Genomic DNA, 3,817 nt, shown 5'->3' with positions numbered 1-3,817 from the left:
AACCGGCACTTCCCCGGCGGCGGCGGCCTGGCGCGCTGCGTCCAGCGCGGCGCGCATGGGGGCGGGGACGGGGAACATCGCCGCCGTCCTGCCCCGGTCGCCCGGACCGGTAAAGCTATTGCTGCGGCGTCGCGGTCGGGGTGGCGGCGGGCTTCTGCACGCTGAGCGTCGGCACCTCCACCGTCTTGTTCTCGGTGCCCAGCGTCACCTTGCCAACATCGGCATGGAATTGCGGTGCTTGAACGACGCCCGGCCGGGTCTGGCCGACATTGATGAAGCCCAGATAGATCAACACCACGGCGACCAGGATCGCGATCCCCAGCAAGGTCAACAAGGCACGCATCGACAAACCCTTTCGCGACTAACAGTTCGTAGCCGTAACAACGCCGCGAATACACAAGCGGTTGCATCGGCCGCCAGCCGGAGCGGTTGACGCCGGTGCCTCCCGCGCGTATCGACACGCGCTTTCCTGGGCTCAGCCTGCGAACCAAGATTCGACTCGAAGGACCAACGCATGTCGCGCATTTGCGAACTGACCGGCAAGGGCCGGCAGGTGGGCAACAATGTTTCCCACGCCAACAACAAGACCAAGCGCACCTTTCTGCCCAATCTGCAGAACGTGACGCTGATCTCCGACGCGCTCGCCAAGAGCGTGCGGCTGCGGGTGTCGACGCATGGGCTGCGCTCGGTGGAGCATAATGGCGGCCTCGACAACTGGCTGGTCAAGACCGGCGACGACAAGCTCTCGCTGCGCGCGCGCCGGCTGAAGCGCGACGTGGTCAAGAAGATCGGCGCGGCTGCCGCCTGACCGTTCGGCTACTGGCCGACAACGCTCATCGCTGACGGACGCCGATGGCCGTTTGGCCATGGGCCCGTCGCGCCTGCCCTGCGGCTGCCTGAACGCGCGATAACGACGTCATTCAGGGTTGGCTCAAAGCGAGTCGCCTAGACCCTCTCCATCGACGGACGGCAATCGCGCCGGCTGCCGATACGGGAGCCGGGTCATGACCATCAAGCCGCTCGTCGCCGCTGCATTTACTCTGGCGAGCATCGCGCTCGCGCCGGCCGCCGGCGCGCAGCGCTACGGCTATGGCTATCCCGAGCCGCGTTACGAGCAGCCCTACCGCGACGACTACCGCCAGCAGGATTATGCGCGCGACGGCTATTACCAGGTCGAACGCGGCTATCGCGACGACCGGCGCGGTTACGATCAGCGTGGGTATGACCCGCGCCGTTACGATGGCCGCGGCTATGACGCGCGCGGCGATCGGCGGTGCAGCAACGGCTCGACCGGCACCATCCTGGGCGCGCTGGCCGGCGGTCTGCTTGGCCATGGCATCGCCGGGCGGGGCGACCGGGCCGTCGGCACGGTGCTCGGCGCGGGAGCCGGCGCGCTCGCCGGGCACGCGGTCGAGAAATCCAGCAATCCGGAATACTGCCGCTGACGACCGGCAGGGCGCAGGCCGAACGGCCGGTGCCGCCGCAGCAGGCAGTGAGTGGTCCTCGCGTAGCGTATCGAGGACGGAGGGCTGGCTCTCGCAAGAGAGTCAGCCCTCTTGTTATCTGGGATAGGGGCAAAGCCGCCGTCGTGACGTCGGACGGGTTCGGCCACAGCCGACCCGCCGGCCGTAACGGGCCGCTGCGCGCTGCGCACCGGCTCGCGGCACGCTCGCCTGCGCCCGTCAGTACATATGCTGCCCGCCGTTGATGCTCAGCGTCGATCCGGTCACGAAGCCGCCCTCCTCCGAACACAGGAACGCCACCCCTCGCGCGATCTCCTGCGCTTGTCCCAACCGTCCAACCGGGATGCGCGCGACGATCTTCTCCAGCACTTCGCCCGGCACCGCCGCAACCATGTCGGTGTCGATATAGCCCGGTGCGATTGCGTTGACCGTCACGCCTGCCCGCGCACCCTCCTGCGCCAGCGCCTTGGTGAAGCCGTGGATGCCCGACTTGGCGGCGGCATAGTTGACCTGGCCATATTGCCCGGCCTGGCCGTTGATCGAACCGATATTGACGATCCGCCCCCAATTCTGCGCGCGCATCCCGGGAAACACCGCCTTGGCCATGTTGAAACAGCCGCCGAGATTGGTGTCGATCACCTCTTTCCACGCCTGGTAGCTCAGCTTCATGATCGTGCCGTCGCGGGTGATGCCGGCATTGTTGACCAGTACGTCCACCGGCCCCAGCGTCTCGGCGACCTCGGTGCAGCCTGCCTGACAGGCGTCGTGATCGGAAACGTCCCAGCGGAACGCACGGATGCCGGTCGCCTTGGTGAAGGCTGCCGCGCGGTCGGCGTTGCCGGCATAGTTGGCGGCGACGGTCATGCCCATGTCGCGCAAGGCGAGACAGATCGCCTCGCCGATGCCGCGCGTGCCGCCGGTGACGATCGCTACCCGTGCCATGTGCCTCTCCTGATTGTCGCCCGACGCTATGGCGCGTCGACCCAGCCCGCAAGCTCTTGTGCTAAAATGCTGCGCAGCATGGCGATGCCGGTCGGCGAGGCGTTGAGGCACTCAAGCGCCGCGAACGCCTCGCCACCAGCGTCGAGGAAGGTCTCGCGGCCGCGGATCGCCAGTTCCTCCAGCGTCTCGACGCAATCGGCGGAGAAGCCGGGCGCGACGATCGCGACCTTCTTCACCCCCCGCGCCGGCAGCGCCGCCAGCATCGTGTCGGTCGCCGGTTCCAGCCACTTGGCGCGGCCGAAGCGCGACTGGAAGCTGACCAGCAACTCGCGTCCCGCCAGGGTCGGGGCCAGCGCCTCGGCGAGCAGCCGTCCGGTCTTGCGGCAGTGGCAATGATAGGGATCGCCGAGCTGCAACGTCCGCTGCGGCATCCCGTGGAAGCTGGCGAGAACCGCGTCGGGAGTGAAGGGCAAGGCCGCCAGCTGCTCCTCGACCGATGCCTTCAGCGCGTCGATATAGACCGGGTGATCGTAGTAAGGCGGCAGGGTGCGGATCGCCGGCTGCCAGCGCAGCGCCGCCAGATGCGCGAACGCCTTGTCGTTGGCGGTCGCGGTTGTTGCCGCGCAATATTGCGGGTAGAGCGGCGCAAGCAGGATGCGCTCGCATCCCGCCGCCTGCATCGCGGTCAGCCGGTCGCCGATCGACGGCCGGCCATAGCGCATCGCCCAGTCGACCAGCACCGCCTCGCCGAACGCGCCGGCCAGCGCCTCGCTCTGCGCGCGGGTGACGGCGGCGAGCGGCGAGCCGCCCTCCGTCCACACCTGGCGATAGGCGTGCGCGGACTTTTTGGGCCGGGTGGTCAGGATCGCGCCGCGCAGGATGGGCTGCCAGACGATCTGCGGGATCTCCACCACGCGGCGGTCGGACAGGAACTCGGTGAGATAGCGGCGCACCGCGCGCGGCTCGGCGGCATCGGGCGTGCCAAGATTGATGAGGAGGACGCCGACACGCGGCGCGGGGATGGCCGGATGGCTGTTGGGTAAGGTCATGCCGGTGCGAGTAGCGGAAGCGAGCGCCAGCGGCGACCCGTCACGCTCGCCAATGCGTTGGCGATCGCCGGGGCGACGGCGGGCACGCCGATCTCGCTCGCGCCGCCCGGTGCCTCGTCGCTGCGGATCAGCTCCACGGTGATGTCGGGCGTGTCGTCGAGCGCCGGCAGGCCCAGCGCATCGAAGCCGCGCACCGTCGCCAGCCCGCCGGCATGGCCGGTGGCGACGCCCAGCGCCTGCGCCATGCCGAACAGCAACCCGCCCTCGACCTGCTGGCGGACGAGGTCGGGGTTGACCAGCCGCCCGCAATCGACCGCGGCGACGAGGCGGTCGATCGCCGGCCGGCCGTTCTCGACATGCGCC

At 68.8% G+C, this 3,817-nt stretch carries 6 protein-coding genes; 2 read left to right on the top strand and 4 right to left on the bottom strand.

Features of this window, described 5'->3' with window-relative positions:
• Window positions 1-115 precede the first annotated feature (115 nt).
• On the bottom strand, window positions 116-343 hold the full coding sequence (locus HUU96_RS12965) for a hypothetical protein (RefSeq protein WP_174293181.1): 228 nt from the start codon (window positions 341-343) through the stop codon (window positions 116-118).
• A gap of 171 nt (window positions 344-514) precedes the next feature.
• Here HUU96_RS12965 and rpmB point away from each other — a divergent pair, with 171 nt between their 5' ends.
• Both rpmB and HUU96_RS12955 read left to right on the top strand, forming a co-directional pair.
• Entirely contained in the window at window positions 515-808 is a 294-nt protein-coding gene (gene rpmB / locus HUU96_RS12960) for a 50S ribosomal protein L28 (RefSeq protein ID WP_174293180.1), read from the top strand.
• Between the two features lie 196 nt (window positions 809-1,004).
• Window positions 1,005-1,445: a glycine zipper 2TM domain-containing protein gene (locus HUU96_RS12955; protein ID WP_174293179.1), complete on the top strand. Its 441-nt coding sequence runs from the start codon at window positions 1,005-1,007 to the stop codon at window positions 1,443-1,445.
• A 237-nt stretch (window positions 1,446-1,682) separates the two neighbouring features.
• Here HUU96_RS12955 and phbB read toward each other — a convergent pair whose 3' ends face one another.
• From phbB to HUU96_RS12940, 3 genes are all read right to left on the bottom strand, one after another.
• Window positions 1,683-2,405 carry an acetoacetyl-CoA reductase gene (gene phbB / locus HUU96_RS12950; protein ID WP_174293178.1) on the bottom strand — a complete coding sequence of 241 codons (723 nt, stop codon included), beginning with the start codon at window positions 2,403-2,405 and terminating at the stop codon, window positions 1,683-1,685.
• Window positions 2,406-2,431: 26 nt separating this feature from the next.
• Window positions 2,432-3,454 (bottom strand): ferrochelatase, encoded by a 1,023-nt coding sequence (gene hemH, locus HUU96_RS12945; protein ID WP_174293177.1) that lies wholly within the window; start codon window positions 3,452-3,454, stop codon window positions 2,432-2,434.
• Window positions 3,451-3,817, bottom strand: a 367-nt coding sequence (locus tag HUU96_RS12940; protein ID WP_174293176.1) for a molybdopterin cofactor-binding domain-containing protein, incomplete at its 5' end; no start/stop codon positions are given. The genes hemH and HUU96_RS12940, both read right to left, overlap by 4 nt.

Source organism: Sphingomonas bacterium (assembly GCF_903644135.1).
Classification (GTDB): domain Bacteria; phylum Pseudomonadota; class Alphaproteobacteria; order Sphingomonadales; family Sphingomonadaceae; genus Sphingomonas.
The sequence above is the reverse complement of the archived record's forward strand: the minus strand, read 5'-3'. Positions and strand labels throughout refer to the sequence as shown.